14 protein-coding genes and 1 pseudogene are annotated in these 13,538 nt (G+C 51.9%); 13 read left to right on the top strand and 2 right to left on the bottom strand.

Translation table 11 applies throughout. The features are described 5' to 3' along the window. Window positions 1–66 precede the first annotated feature (66 nt). Window positions 67–516, bottom strand: a complete 450-nt coding sequence (locus tag HVX72_RS19845) for a copper resistance protein (protein ID WP_001023257.1) — start codon at window positions 514–516, stop codon at window positions 67–69. Window positions 517–750: 234 nt separating this feature from the next. On the opposite strand from HVX72_RS19845, the gene pcoA reads away from it, so the two are divergent. The 12 genes from pcoA to HVX72_RS19785 all read left to right on the top strand — a co-directional run bounded on the left by pcoA (window position 751) and on the right by HVX72_RS19785 (window position 12,214). Beyond that, complete coding sequence (gene pcoA / locus HVX72_RS19840; RefSeq protein ID WP_000925242.1) at window positions 751–2,568, top strand: multicopper oxidase PcoA; 1,818 nt, start codon at window positions 751–753, stop codon at window positions 2,566–2,568. Window positions 2,569–2,573: 5 nt separating this feature from the next. Then, window positions 2,574–3,464 carry a copper resistance outer membrane transporter PcoB gene (gene pcoB / locus HVX72_RS19835; protein WP_001378118.1) on the top strand — a complete coding sequence of 297 codons (891 nt, stop codon included), beginning with the start codon at window positions 2,574–2,576 and terminating at the stop codon, window positions 3,462–3,464. Window positions 3,465–3,503: 39 nt separating this feature from the next. Further along, window positions 3,504–3,884 carry a copper resistance system metallochaperone PcoC gene (gene pcoC / locus HVX72_RS19830; RefSeq protein WP_000025662.1) on the top strand — a complete coding sequence of 127 codons (381 nt, stop codon included), beginning with the start codon at window positions 3,504–3,506 and terminating at the stop codon, window positions 3,882–3,884. Between the two features lie 55 nt (window positions 3,885–3,939). Further along, window positions 3,940–4,818: a copper resistance inner membrane protein PcoD gene (gene pcoD, locus HVX72_RS19825; protein WP_229692861.1), complete on the top strand. Its 879-nt coding sequence runs from the start codon at window positions 3,940–3,942 to the stop codon at window positions 4,816–4,818. Window positions 4,819–4,872: 54 nt separating this feature from the next. After that, on the top strand, window positions 4,873–5,553 hold the full coding sequence (gene pcoR, locus HVX72_RS19820) for a copper response regulator transcription factor PcoR (protein WP_001188930.1): 681 nt from the start codon (window positions 4,873–4,875) through the stop codon (window positions 5,551–5,553). Further along, window positions 5,550–6,950, top strand: a complete 1,401-nt coding sequence (gene pcoS / locus HVX72_RS19815; RefSeq protein WP_049042647.1) for a copper resistance membrane spanning protein PcoS — start codon at window positions 5,550–5,552, stop codon at window positions 6,948–6,950. Before pcoR ends, pcoS begins: the two co-directional genes overlap by 4 nt. Before the next feature lie 215 nt (window positions 6,951–7,165). Further along, window positions 7,166–7,600: a copper resistance system metallochaperone PcoE gene (pcoE, locus tag HVX72_RS19810; protein WP_004388336.1), complete on the top strand. Its 435-nt coding sequence runs from the start codon at window positions 7,166–7,168 to the stop codon at window positions 7,598–7,600. A gap of 486 nt (window positions 7,601–8,086) precedes the next feature. Then, on the top strand, window positions 8,087–8,695 hold the full coding sequence (locus HVX72_RS19805) for a TetR/AcrR family transcriptional regulator (protein WP_004393990.1): 609 nt from the start codon (window positions 8,087–8,089) through the stop codon (window positions 8,693–8,695). Next, on the top strand, window positions 8,692–9,843 hold the full coding sequence (locus HVX72_RS19800) for an efflux RND transporter periplasmic adaptor subunit (protein WP_022652304.1): 1,152 nt from the start codon (window positions 8,692–8,694) through the stop codon (window positions 9,841–9,843). The genes HVX72_RS19805 and HVX72_RS19800 overlap by 4 nt, the downstream gene beginning before the upstream one ends. Then, complete coding sequence (locus tag HVX72_RS19795) at window positions 9,840–11,045, top strand: ABC transporter permease (RefSeq protein ID WP_038633672.1); 1,206 nt, start codon at window positions 9,840–9,842, stop codon at window positions 11,043–11,045. The genes HVX72_RS19800 and HVX72_RS19795 overlap by 4 nt, the downstream gene beginning before the upstream one ends. Before the next feature lies 1 nt (window position 11,046). Beyond that, complete coding sequence (locus tag HVX72_RS19790) at window positions 11,047–11,757, top strand: ABC transporter ATP-binding protein (RefSeq protein ID WP_004393997.1); 711 nt, start codon at window positions 11,047–11,049, stop codon at window positions 11,755–11,757. A gap of 28 nt (window positions 11,758–11,785) precedes the next feature. After that, window positions 11,786–12,214 (top strand): hypothetical protein, encoded by a 429-nt coding sequence (locus tag HVX72_RS19785; RefSeq protein WP_051594483.1) that lies wholly within the window; start codon window positions 11,786–11,788, stop codon window positions 12,212–12,214. A 33-nt stretch (window positions 12,215–12,247) separates the two neighbouring features. Here HVX72_RS19785 and HVX72_RS19780 read toward each other — a convergent pair whose 3' ends face one another. Continuing rightward, window positions 12,248–12,952 carry an IS6-like element IS26 family transposase gene (locus tag HVX72_RS19780; protein ID WP_001067855.1) on the bottom strand — a complete coding sequence of 235 codons (705 nt, stop codon included), beginning with the start codon at window positions 12,950–12,952 and terminating at the stop codon, window positions 12,248–12,250. A 65-nt stretch (window positions 12,953–13,017) separates the two neighbouring features. Here HVX72_RS19780 and HVX72_RS19775 point away from each other — a divergent pair. Further along, window positions 13,018–13,349, top strand: a pseudogene (locus HVX72_RS19775) (transposase); the annotation flags it as partial. Window positions 13,350–13,538 lie beyond the last annotated feature (189 nt).

Genomic DNA, 13,538 nt, shown 5'->3' with positions numbered 1-13,538 from the left:
CCTGCTACGTAACCCGTCAGTAAAGCCCTGCTGCGCACCTGACGCTAAGCACTAACCCGCCTGCAGTTACCTGGTCGAATACAGCCCGCGAAGCTTTCTTGCCTGCGTCTGATGTGCTTCCGCACCGGCATTATTGACCTGCTCATGCACGAGAGCGGCTTTTTCTCCGGCATTCAGTTCGTTAAAAGAAGAAGACGAGGTCTTTGAATTTGCATCACTGCCGGACAGCATTTTTTTATGTTCCTCAATCATTTTCTGATGCGCATAGGACGCGCTGTTGTTCATAAATGAATGAGCAACAATGGCCCTTTCATGTTCATTCATTTCAGAGAATGAGGGCGTGTTGTTTTTATTAACCCTGTCCGGTAAATTTTCATGCGTCGAGGAATTCACATGACTGACGGCTGAGGCATTATTAACAAATCGATGTGCTTCATGGGCAATATCACTGGACTGAGCAAAAGCTGCCCCACAAAATAAAGCTGTAAACGCAGTGGTCGTGATTAATATATTCATGTGTAATTACCTTCTGAGGTACATAAAAGATGTCCTTATGATCATATATAAAAATAATCAACCTGTGGGGAAGATGACGTAAATGTAATACAGCTATGTACATTACACGATTGTAATGAATTTGTTTCTTAAGGTGTGCTAGATTCATTTCATTGTAAGTGGATGAACCAGTAATTTAATTTAAATCGGTTCTCGAATTCTGTCAGTAACCATACTTTAAATAAGGGAATGCGCATGCTGTTGAAAACGTCTCGACGAACTTTCCTGAAGGGGTTAACCCTCTCTGGCGTAGCCGGAAGTCTTGGCGTATGGAGTTTCAATGCGCGTTCCAGTCTGAGCCTGCCAGTTGCCGCATCCCTGCAGGGTACTCAGTTTGACCTGACCATTGGTGAAACGGCCGTCAATATCACGGGCAGTGAGCGTCAGGCCAAAACAATCAATGGAGGCCTGCCGGGGCCCGTTCTTCGCTGGAAAGAAGGTGACACCATTACCCTGAAGGTCAAAAACCGTCTTAATGAACAGACGTCCATTCACTGGCACGGCATTATTCTTCCGGCCAATATGGATGGTGTTCCGGGGCTGAGTTTTATGGGCATAGAGCCTGATGATACCTACGTTTACACCTTTAAGGTTAAGCAGAACGGGACTTACTGGTACCACAGCCATTCCGGTCTGCAGGAACAGGAGGGGGTATACGGTGCCATTATCATCGATGCCAGGGAGCCAGAACCGTTTGCTTACGATCGTGAGCATGTGGTCATGTTGTCTGACTGGACCGATGAAAATCCTCACAGCCTGCTGAAAAAATTAAAAAAACAGTCGGATTACTACAATTTCAATAAACCAACCGTTGGCTCTTTTTTCCGCGACGTGAATACCAGGGGGCTGTCAGCCACCATTGCCGATCGGAAAATGTGGGCTGAAATGAAAATGAATCCGACTGACCTCGCGGATGTCAGTGGCTACACCTACACCTATCTCATGAACGGGCAGGCCCCGCTGAAAAACTGGACCGGACTGTTCCGTCCCGGTGAAAAGATACGCTTACGGTTTATCAACGGCTCGGCAATGACCTATTTCGATATCCGTATCCCCGGGCTGAAAATGACGGTCGTGGCTGCAGATGGCCAGTATGTAAACCCGGTTACCGTTGACGAATTCAGGATTGCCGTTGCCGAAACCTATGATGTCATTGTGGAGCCTCAGGGTGAGGCCTATACCATCTTCGCACAATCCATGGACAGGACCGGTTACGCTCGAGGGACACTGGCCACGAGAGAGGGGTTAAGTGCTGCCGTTCCCCCCCTCGATCCCCGTCCTCTGTTGACCATGGAAGATATGGGTATGGGGGGAATGGGACATGATATGGCAGGAATGGACCACAGCCAGATGGGAGGCATGGATAACAGCGGAGAGATGATGTCTATGGACGGTGCTGACCTTCCGGATAGCGGGACATCCTCCGCGCCCATGGATCACAGCAGCATGGCCGGTATGGATCATTCCCGGATGGCCGGAATGCCGGGTATGCAAAGTCATCCTGCGTCAGAAACGGATAACCCACTGGTTGATATGCAGGCGATGAGCGTCTCTCCGAAATTAAATGATCCGGGTATTGGTCTTCGAAATAACGGAAGAAAGGTTCTCACGTACGCGGATTTGAAAAGCCGCTTTGAGGATCCTGACGGACGTGAACCTGGCCGTACCATAGAACTGCATTTAACCGGCCACATGGAAAAGTTTGCCTGGTCATTTAACGGAATCAAGTTTTCAGATGCCGCACCGGTGCTGCTGAAATACGGTGAGCGGCTCAGGATCACGCTGATCAACGATACCATGATGACTCACCCCATTCACCTGCATGGTATGTGGAGCGATCTGGAAGATGAAAACGGTAATTTCATGGTTCGTAAACACACAATAGATGTTCCCCCTGGTACAAAACGCAGTTACAGAGTGACAGCAGATGCGCTTGGCCGCTGGGCGTATCACTGCCATTTGCTCTATCACATGGAAATGGGAATGTTTCGTGAAGTCCGGGTGGAGGAATGATGCGAATGAAGAGAAATTTGAAGGCCATACCTGTTCTGGTCGCCGGTTTGTTTACCTCACAGCTTTCTATTGCGGCGGGCTCCGTCTCTGCAGATCCCCACGCCGGGCACGACATGTCTGCCATGCAGATGCCAGCAGATGAGAATTTCACTGAGATGACGTCAATGGAGCCCATTGTAACTGAGAGCAGAACGCCAATTCCGCCTGTTACCGATGCCGACCGGAAGGCTGCATTCGGCAATTTACAGGGGCATGCGATTCACGACAGTGCGATTAATTATCTGGTTCTGCTGGATCAACTGGAATGGCAACGGTCGGATAACACCAACAATTTCAGCTGGAGTGTTAACAGCTGGATTGGAGGCGACACAGATCGGATTTGGCTAAAGAGTGAAGGTGAACGAAGCAATGGGGAAACGGAGGCGGCTGAAGCGCAGTTACTCTGGGGACATGCGGTTGGCCCATGGTGGGATTTGGTTGCGGGTGTCAGGCAGGATTTCAGACCTGCTTCTGCCCGGACCTGGGCTGCTGTCGGTTTTCAGGGGCTGGCACTCTATAATTTTGAGTCTGAAATTACGGGTTTTGTCAGTAATGGCGGAAAAGCAGCCCTTCGTCTGGGAGGAGAATACGACGTTTTACTGACTAACCGGCTCATACTCCAGCCATCCTATGAGGTGAATTTCTACAGTCAGGATGATGAATCGCGGGGTCGCGGCAGGGGACTGACTGACACAGAGCTGGGGCTCCGGCTGCGCTATGAAATACGCCGTGAGTTTGCACCCTATATAGGCGTTTCCTGGAATCAACTTTACGGGAAAACATCCGATATGGCGAAAAGAGAAGGTGAGAAAGACCATCAGGTAGTATTCCTGGCGGGAGCCAGAATCTGGTTTTAACGCACTGATATAAAACACTCAACTAAACAGGTAAATAAAATGTCGATTTTAAATAAAGCCATTCTTACAGGTGGCCTCGTTATGGGCGTTGCTTTCTCTGCTATGGCCCATCCGGAATTAAAAAGCTCTGTGCCACAGGCTGATTCAGCCGTAGCGGCCCCGGAAAAGATTCAGCTTAATTTCTCGGAAAATCTGACCGTGAAATTCTCAGGTGCAAAATTAACGATGACGGGTATGAAAGGCATGTCATCACATTCTCCGATGCCGGTCGCGGCAAAAGTGGCGCCAGGCGCTGACCCTAAATCGATGGTCATTATTCCGCGAGAGCCTTTACCCGCTGGCACTTATCGTGTTGACTGGCGCGCGGTTTCTTCAGATACGCACCCTATTACCGGTAATTACACCTTTACAGTGAAGTAATATTATGAACGACCTGATTATGATTGTTATTCGTTTTCTTCTTTATCTGGATTTGATGGTAATATTTGGATTGCCATTTTTTCAGATATATGGAATAAGTGGTGTCAGACATGAAACCTATAACCTGACTAATTTCAGGTCGTTTATAACCTTTGCTGTTGTTACAGGCATCATTCTTACTGGCATTAATATGCTCCTGGTATCTAATGCCATGAGTGGAGTAACTGACCTCAGAGAATTATCCATCCATGTTATCGAGATGGTGATAGAAGAAACTGATGTGGGTATTAGCTGGATTGTCAGGCTCTGTGCCCTGTTTACCACACTCGGTGCTTTGTTCCTTTACACTAATAAGAGAGTATTGTCCTGCCTGCTGATGACGATGAGTGGGGGCGTGGCGCTGGCTACACTTGCCTGGGGAGGACACGCCGTTATGCATGACGGTCTGCATTACTATCTCCATTTACTGAGCGATCTGACCCATCTCGGCGCTGCAGGTGCCTGGACAGGTGCTCTGGTTGCATTTGCTATCCTGCTGATGCGCAGAAACGAGCATAATGCACAGAGCGTCATTGTGATATCTGACTCCCTGGCAAAATTTGCCACGGCAGGAACGGTGATTGTTGTAGCCCTGATCCTGAGTGCGCTGGTCAACTATCTGTATATTGCTGAGGGTAACTTAACTCCCTTATTCAACAGTTCCTGGGGGAGGATATTGCTTGCCAAGACGGCTCTGTTTGTTCTGATGCTTCTTCTGGCTGCAGCAAACCGGTTTCACCTGGGTCCCCGGCTTGAAGTTATGGTCAGGGAAGGGAATTATGATCGCAGCGTTGCCCTGATGCGAAACAGCATCCTGACAGAATTCGTTGTTGCGATTATCATTCTGGGCGCCGTAGCGTGGCTCGGAATGCTTGCTCCGTCTCAGGTCAGCTAGGGGACAGCCAAAGCTCATGCGTGAGATTTTTACTTTCATATCAGCGAGTTGACCATGCAGCGTATTTTAATCGTTGAAGACGAACAAAAAACAGGTCGTTACCTGCAGCAGGGACTGGTTGAGGAAGGCTATCAGGCCGATCTCTTTAATAATGGCCGCGATGGTCTCGGGGCCGCGTCGAAGGGACAGTATGATTTGATAATACTGGACGTGATGCTGCCTTTCCTCGACGGGTGGCAAATCATCAGCGCACTGAGGGAGTCCGGGCACGAAGAACCGGTCCTGTTTTTAACCGCAAAGGACAACGTGCGGGACAAAGTGAAAGGACTGGAGCTTGGCGCAGATGACTACCTGATTAAGCCCTTTGATTTTACGGAGCTGGTTGCACGTGTAAGAACCCTACTGCGCCGGGCACGCTCGCAGGCCGCAACAGTCTGCACCATCGCCGATATGACCGTTGATATGGTGCGCCGGACCGTGATCCGTTCGGGGAAGAAGATCCATCTCACCGGTAAAGAATACGTTCTGCTTGAGTTGCTGCTGCAACGCACCGGAGAAGTGTTACCCAGGAGTCTTATCTCGTCCCTGGTCTGGAACATGAATTTTGACAGTGATACGAATGTGATTGATGTCGCCGTGAGACGTCTGAGAAGTAAAATTGATGATGACTTTGAGCCAAAACTGATCCATACCGTTCGCGGTGCCGGATATGTCCTGGAGATCAGAGAAGAGTGAGGTTCAAAATTTCCCTGACCACACGCCTGAGCCTGATTTTTTCTGCGGTGATGCTTACGGTATGGTGGTTATCAAGTTTTATCCTGATTAGCACCCTTAATGGCTATTTCGATAATCAGGACCGCGATTTTCTGACAGGTAAACTTCAGCTCACCGAAGAGTTTCTTAAAACAGAGACGTTCCGGAACAAAACGGATATTAAGTCATTATCAGAAAAAATAAACGATGCGATGGTAGGGCACAATGGTTTATTCATTTCTATAAAAAACATGGAAAATGAAAAAATTGTTGAACTCTATGCCAAAAATTCTGTTGTTCCAGCGGTCCTGCTTAATAAGTCGGGTGATATTCTCGACTATATGATCCAGACGGAAGAAAATAACACCGTGTACCGCAGTATCTCGCGGCGGGTTGCCGTGACGCCGGAACAGGGTAAAAGCAAACATGTCATCATTACGGTTGCCACGGATACTGGGTATCACACCCTGTTGATGGACAAACTCAGTACCTGGCTGTTCTGGTTCAATATCGGTCTGGTCTTTATTTCTGTTTTTCTGGGCTGGCTGACCACACGTATTGGTCTGAAACCGTTACGGGAAATGACCAGTCTGGCTTCCTCCATGACTGTACACAGCCTGGATCAGCGTCTAAATCCCGATCTGGCTCCGCCGGAAATCTCTGAGACCATGCAGGAGTTCAATAATATGTTTGATCGCCTGGAGGGGGCATTCCGGAAACTGTCAGATTTCTCGTCTGACATCGCGCATGAGCTGCGCACACCAGTCAGTAATCTGATGATGCAGACGCAGTTTGCACTGGCTAAGGAAAGGGATGTTTCGCATTACCGCGAAATTTTATTCGCTAACCTGGAAGAACTGAAAAGGTTGTCACGAATGACCAGTGACATGCTTTTTCTGGCACGTTCAGAGCATGGTCTGCTGCGGCTGGATAAACATGATGTGGATCTGGCAGCCGAACTGAATGAATTACGTGAGTTGTTCGAGCCCCTGGCAGACGAAACAGGAAAGACAATCACGGTTGAAGGAGAGGGCGTTGTTGCCGGAGACAGCGATATGCTCCGACGTGCTTTCAGTAACCTGCTTTCCAATGCAATCAAGTATTCTCCCGATAACACCTGTACAGCGATACACCTTGAGCGTGACAGTGACTGTGTGAACGTGATGATTACGAATACGATGTCCGGCCAGGTTCCCGCTAATCTGGAACGTTTGTTTGACCGGTTCTATCGCGCAGACTCATCAAGGTTCTACAACACGGAAGGCGCGGGGCTGGGATTATCAATTACAAGGTCGATCATTCATGCTCACGGCGGCGAGCTGTCAGCAGAACAGCAGGGGCGGGAAATTGTGTTCAGTGTGCGTCTGTTAATGGATTAATACCGTTATTCAGGAGAAACCCGGAAGGTGACAAAAATGTCATCGTTCAGTCACGCGATAAACAGAGGCGGTTTTTTATAATCAGCCATAAATCAGGACAGCGTGATAATTCAATCGCCCGGTTCCTGGCGTGATGATCAACCAGCCCTGAGATCAAATGCTTTCTCTGTTATAAGCATTGATTGTTCGGGTATGAAAACACCGGAGACCCAACCATGAAAAAGATCCTTGTATCCTTTATTGCCATGATGGCTGTCGCTTCATCTGCCTGGGCTGCAGAGACAATGAACATGCATGACCAGGTAAATAATGCCCAGGCGCCTGCCCATCAGATGCAATCATCCGCTGAAAAAAGTGCAGTTCAGGGGGAGAGCATGAAAATGATGGATATGAGCGGTCACGATCAGGCCGCAATGTCCCATGAAATGATGCAAAACGGCAATTCTGCTGCCCATCAGGACATGGCTGAAATGCATAAAAAAATGATGAAATCCAAGCCAGCAGCTTCTAACGAAACAGCAAAATCATTTTCCGAAATGAACGAGCATGAGAAAGCCGCTGTTGTGCATGAGAAGGCGAATAATGGTCAATCTTCCGTTATTCATCAGCAGCAGGCTGAAAAGCATCGCAGCCAGATCACCCAGAATTAACCCGCAGCTCCACTTGTTAGACCCTCATTTGACGCCGAAGTCACTGGCTTACGCTCCCGTCCGGGAGCGTTTTTTTCCCATATATCAAACTTTAACTCTGAAGAGGTGGAAGTATCTGACCAACACTGTCACGTAACGCCAGATAACTACAAAAACACCTTTTTCCTCCTGTAAATTGCAGTTCCTGCAAGAACATCAAGGCATAATGTTGGAACAGCGTGTGATACACACTTAGTATCATGTTTTGTATGTGTTTTTTTTAAAAGTTTACAACTTTAAAGTCTTTTTCAGGTTAAAGGATACAACTTTAATGTCTCTACACAACTGATCGTGGTTGCCATACTGGGGACGTCTCAGAAAACGGAAAATAAAGCACGTTAAGCCCATTGCAGACTCTAGATATTGACGAGTACGTCGGGTTTTCTCTTGTTTGAGTTGCCTCTTGTGGTAAGATAGTAATTGATTACTATCTTACAAGGAGTGCTCGTGGACACCCATCCAAAGCATCTGCCGGCCGATGAACGTCGTGCCGTAACTGTCGAGTCCGTCGTGGCGCTTGCCGGTTCACAAAACCCAAGCGAGATAACCACTGCGGCTATCGCTAAACACATGAACTTGACCCAGGGTGCGCTGTTTCGGCACTTCCCGAACAAGGAAGCCATTTGGCAGGCGGTCATGGAGTGGGTAGCAGAGCGCCTATTAGCCAGAATCGATCGATCCGCACAAGGAATCGAGTCGCCCTTGGCAGCCATGGAGGCGATGTTCATGAGTCATATCGAATTCGTAGCTGAGCACCCAGGCGTGCCAAGAATGATGTTTGGTGAGCTTCAGCGTGCCGAATCGACACCGGCCAAGCGCATGGTGCAAACCTTGATTCAGCGCTACGGCGAACGTTTGCATCGTCTCATCGAGAAAGGCAAGGCCAGCGGCGAGTTGTCTCCCTCGCTTGACAACGAGGCGGCGGCAACGCTGTTCATTGGCACGATCCAGGGCTTGGTCATGCAATCGCTGTTGGCGGGTGATGTGGGACGTATGCACCGCGATGCGCCGCGCGTCTTTGCAATTTATCGGCGTGGCATAAGGAGTGCGCAATGAAAAAGTTACCCTTGCAAGGCCGCACCCTGGCACTGCTTGCCGTCATCATTCCTCTGCTGGTGCTTTTTATTTATGTCGGTCTGCGATCAGGGCCGCTCGCCCCGGTCGCTGTGACGGTGGCAAGCGTGGAATCACAGGCTATCACACCGGCGCTGTTCGGCATCGGCACGGTGGAGGCGCGCTACACCTACAAGATCGGACCGACGTTTGCCGGGCGCGTCAAACGCCTGGAGGTGCATGTAGGCGACCAGGTCAAGGCCGGACAGGTGCTCGGCGAGATGGAGCCGGTCGACCTTGATGATCGGGTGCGCTCACAGGAGTCTGTATTCAAGCGGGCGGAAGCGGCTTTGCGCGAGGCAGAAGCCCGGCAAGCCTACGCGCAAACCCAGGCGCGCCGCTATGAGCAATTGTTTGCGGTGCGCTCGACCAGCGAGGAAATCGTCACCACCAAGCGGCAGGAACTGCAGATCGCCGATGCCGCCCTATCCGCCGCTCGGGAAGATATTGCCCGGGCACGCTCCGACCGCGAAGCACTCGTCGCGCAGCGGAGCAATCTGCGCCTGATCGCGCCGGTCGACGGTGTAGTCGCCGTGCGCGATGCCGATCCCGGCACGACCATCGTCGCGGGCCAGGCCGTGGTGGAAGTGATCGACCCCAAGAGTTTGTGGATCAATGTGCGCTTCGACCAGATCAGCGCATCGGGGCTGGCTGGGGGGCTGCCGGCTCATATCGTCCTGCGTTCGCGTGGTGGCCAGACCTTGAAAGGTCGCGTGCTGCGGGTGGAACCCAAGGCCGACGCGGTAACCGAGGAAACGCTTGCCAAGGTGACATTCGATAACAAACCAGAACCTTTGCCACCAGTGGGTGAACTGGCCGAAGTCACGGTTGACTTGCCGGCGCTCCCGGCCGCTCCACTGATCCCCAACGCTGCCGTCCAGCGTGAAGGCGATAAAGTTGGTGTCTGGCAAATCGTGGATGGTGATCTGCATTTCTCCCCGGTCAAGCTCGGCACTTCCGACCTCAATGGTTACGTGCAGGTGCGCGAAGGGCTCAAGAATGGGGACCAGGTTGTGACCTATAGCGAAAAGGCACTGACGGCGCGCAGCCGCATCCATGTGGTCGAGCATATCCCGGGAGTTTCACGATGATCAGCCTGGCCGGCCGCGACATTCTCCATGCCTGGGGGAAATTCGTCTTCACCGGCATCGGTCTGGGTCTGCTGATCGGCGTCACCCTAGTCATGGCTGGGGTGTACCGAGGCATGGTGGACGACGGCAAGGCGTTGCTCGACAACAGTGGCGCTGACCTTTGGGTGGTGCAAAAGGATACTCTGGGTCCTTATGCGGAGTCGTCCAGCCTCAACGATGACGTGTATCGCGCCATTCTCGCCATGCCGGGAGTCTCACAGGCAGCGAACGCGACCTACCTGACCATGCAGGTACGCAAGGGCGAGAGTGATGTACGCACCATGGTGGTCGGCATCGCGCCCGGTGCGTTGGGGGCTACACCCGGATGGCCTCCTTATCTCGTCGCTGGACGCCAGATCACGCGCGGTCACTACGAGTCTGTGGCCGACATCGCCACCGGCTTCAAACTGGGAGATCGTCTTGCCATTCGCCGCAATCATTACACCGTCGTGGGGCTGACACGGCGCATGGTGTCGTCCAGCGGCGACCCGATGGTATTCATTCCGCTCAAAGATGCCCAGGAGGCCCAGTTCCTCAAGGACAACGATGCCATCTGGCAAAGCCGGCGTCGCACCGAAGCCAACCCGGTCTTCAATCGACCCGGTGATCCAGGTTTGCTGGATGCCGTGATTGCTTCACAGAGCAGCAACGCGTTCGTCAATGCCGTGCTGGTCACTCTGAAACCTGGTCATGCGCCGGACGAGGTTGCCGAATCCATCCAGCGCTGGAAGCGTTTGACGGTCTACACCCGGGCACAGATGGAAGACATCCTCGTCGGCAAGCTGATCGCCACCTCGGCCAAGCAGATCGGCATGTTCCTTGTGATTCTGGCCATCGTTAGCGCGGCCATCGTTGCCTTCATCATCTATTCGCTGACGATGGACAAAATCCGTGAGATCGCGGTGTTGAAGCTCATCGGCACACGCAACCGAACCATCGCCGCGATGATCATGCAGCAGGCGCTCGCCCTGGGCGTGATTGGCTTCGTGGTCGGCAAGATCACAGCCACCTTTTCAGCACCGGCTTTTCCAAAATATGTCCTGCTCACGCCAATGGATTCTGTCGCCGGTTTTTTTGCCGTGCTCGTGATCTGCGTTCTAGCTAGCCTCGTCGCCATTCGCATAGCACTCAAGGTCGATCCGGCCGAAGCCATTGGAGGTTGAGATGAGTGGCAAAGGGATACACATCGAAAGTTTAAGCAAGCGGTATGGCGATGGTGACACCGCTGTCTTTGCCTTGAGAGACGTGAATATGCATGTTGCGCCTGGTGAAGTGGTGGGACTGATCGGCCCTTCCGGGTCCGGCAAGAGCACGCTGCTCAAGTGTCTGGGTGCGGTGATCGAACCGACCGCCGGTCGCATGACACTGGGCGATGAAGTGATCTACGCCGATGGCTGGAAAGTCCGCGACCTGCGCGCCTTACGGCGTGACAAGATCGGTTTCGTTTTCCAGGCGCCGTACCTGATTCCGTTTCTCGATGTCACCGACAACGTGGCGCTGCTGCCGATGCTTGCAGGCGTCGCGAATGGAGAGTCGCGCGCGAAGGCACTGGAATTGCTCACAGCGCTTGATGTGCAACACCGAGCTCGCGCAATGCCCTCGCAACTCTCCGGTGGCGAGCAGCAACGGGTCGCCATCGCGCGCGGACTGGTCAATCGTCCGCCGGTGATCCTGGCCGATGAACCCACTGCGCCGCTGGATTCCGAGCGCGCCATGGCTGTAATCCGCATCCTCAACGACATGGCCCGGAAGTTCGAGACCGCCATCATCGTCGTCACCCATGACGAAAAGATCATCCCCACATTCAAGCGCATCTACCACATCCGCGACGGCGTGACCCATGAGGAAGCTGGCGAAGGGCGGGAGTTCGAATGAGAGAACGATTGAATTACAGGAGAATTTCATGACCCACCGCAAACACAGCCACGCATTTGGAACTATCACCCTGACCGTTACGGCCTGCCTGCTTTTATGGGGTTTTCAGTTGCCAGCTTGGGCTGGTGACGCTACCCAGGTTGAGCCACTGGCGCTACGCAAGATCATGCAGGAACTCGGGCGCAACATGCAGGCTATTACCGGTGCGATTTCGCAGGAGGAATGGGTTCAGGTCGTTCAGCTCGCCCCAAAAGTTGCTGCACACCCCGAGCCACCGCTTACTGAAAAAATGCGCATCCTTGCTTACCTCGGCGCTGATGCGACCAAGTTCAGAAACTTTGACGCGCAGACTCACGAGGCGGCGCTGGCCATGAAGCTGGCTGCTGTGAGCAGCGACGGCAAGGCGGTGATCCAATCATTCGCCCACGTGCAGGAAAGGGCACTGTTGCAAAGTTAGCGATGAGGCAGCCTTTTGTCTTATTCAAAGGCCTTACATTTCAAAAACTCTGCTTACCAGGCGCATTTCGCCCAGGGGATCACCATAATAAAATGCTGAGGCTTGGCCTTTGCGTAGTGCACGCATCACCTCAATACCTTTGATGGTGGCGTAAGCCGTCTTCATGGATTTAAATCCCAGCGTGGCGCCGATTATCCGTTTCAGTTTGCCATGATCGCATTCAATCACGTTGTTCCGGTACTTAATCTGTCGGTGTTCAACGTCAGACGGGCACCGGCCTTCGCGTTTGAGCAGAGCAAGCGCGCGACCATAGGCGGGCGCTTTATCCGTGTTGATGAATCGCGGGATCTGCCACTTCTTCACGTTGTTGAGGATTTTACCCAGAAACCGGTATGCAGCTTTGCTGTTACGACGGGAGGAGAGATAAAAATCGACAGTGCGGCCCCGGCTGTCGACGGCCCGGTACAGATACGCCCAGCGGCCATTGACCTTCACGTAGGTTTCATCCATGTGCCACGGGCAAAGATCGGAAGGGTTACGCCAGTACCAGCGCAGCCGTTTTTCCATTTCAGGCGCATAACGCTGAACCCAGCGGTAAATCGTGGAGTGATCGACATTCACTCCGCGTTCAGCCAGCATCTCCTGCAGCTCACGGTAACTGATGCCGTATTTGCAGTACCAGCGTACGGCCCACAGAATGATGTCACGCTGAAAATGCCGGCCTTTGAATGGGTTCATGTGCAGCTCCATCAGCAAAAGGGGATGATAAGTTTATCACCACCGACTATTTGCAACAGTGCCGCAAAAGTTCATCTTTATTTATCAGTCTGTTAAAACATCTGAAAGCGACATACCGGCGAGCGAAAACAATCACGCTCATCGTGGATAACTACATCATCCATAAAAGCCGTAAAACTCAGGGCTGGCTGAAAGCAAACCCGAAGTTCGGGTGATTTACCAGCCAGTTTACTCGCCGTGGGTGAACCACGTAGAGCGGTTGTGGCAGGCGCTGCACGACACGATAACCCGCAATCATCAGTGCCGTTCAATGTGACAGTTGTTGAAAAAGGTCCATCATTATATGGAAACCGTCAGCCCATTCCCGGGGGGACAACATGGGGTGGCAAAAGTGTAGCGGTATTAAGCGCAGCTATTTAGTTCACGGTATTCTTGCCTGTAGCAGCCTCTATCCGTGACGATTCAGCATCATTGGCGTATGCACGTCGAAATTCTCTGATGTACTCATTAAGTTTGCGGACCTTTAGCCCGTTCAACCGCAGAGCTCTGAGTTTTTTCGTCCATAAATTTACTTACATCCGTTGTC

The sequence above is a fragment of the Citrobacter sp. RHB21-C05 genome (assembly GCF_013889015.1).
Taxonomy (GTDB): domain Bacteria; phylum Pseudomonadota; class Gammaproteobacteria; order Enterobacterales; family Enterobacteriaceae; genus Citrobacter_A; species Citrobacter_A sedlakii.
Note: the sequence above shows the minus strand (reverse complement) of the source record. Positions and strands in the feature narration are given on the sequence as shown.